We start from the raw sequence: 584 nt of genomic DNA on the forward strand, positions 1-584 counted from the left end.
AGCTCCCAGGGCTGGGGCGCGTGCCGGTTGAGCGCGTCCAGGCGCGCGGTGGCCTCCTCGTCGGTCTGCCCGCCGGAGAGGAAGACGATGCCCGGGACCGCCGCGGGGACGGCGTTCCTCAGCACCTCGAGCGTGCGGACCGCGATCGCCTCGTCGGTGACCGGCTCGGTGGAGTCGGTGCCGGGCAGCACCATGTTCGGCTTGAGCAGCGTCCCCTCGAGCCGGACCCGGTGCCGGGCGAGCTGGTCGTAGACGGCGCGCAGCACGGTCGTCGTCACCTGCGCGCAGCGGTCGAGCGAGTGCGGCCCGTCCATGAGAACCTCCGGCTCCACGACCGGTGTGAGCCCGGCCTCCTGCGCCAGCGCGGCGTACCGCGCCAGCCCGTGGGCGTTGGCCTGGATGCAGGTCGCCGACGGGCGGCCGCGGCCGATCCGGATCACGGCCCGCCACTTCGCGAACCGGGCGCCGAGCTGGGCGTACTCGGCGAACCGCTCACGCAGCCCGTCGAGACCCTGGGTCACGACCTCGTCGGGGAACCCGGCGAGCGGGGTCGTGCCCGCGTCGACCTTGATCCCGGGGAGGAT

The 584-nt window shown here is 74.5% G+C and carries 1 protein-coding gene; it reads right to left on the minus strand.

What is annotated here, in order from left to right:
• On the minus strand, positions 1-584 hold a 584-nt coding region (locus Q0L15_RS14630), incomplete at both ends, for a class I fructose-bisphosphate aldolase (RefSeq protein WP_296605191.1).

The organism is Nocardioides sp., from assembly GCF_024509035.1.
Classification (GTDB): Bacteria; Actinomycetota; Actinomycetes; order Propionibacteriales; family Nocardioidaceae; genus Nocardioides.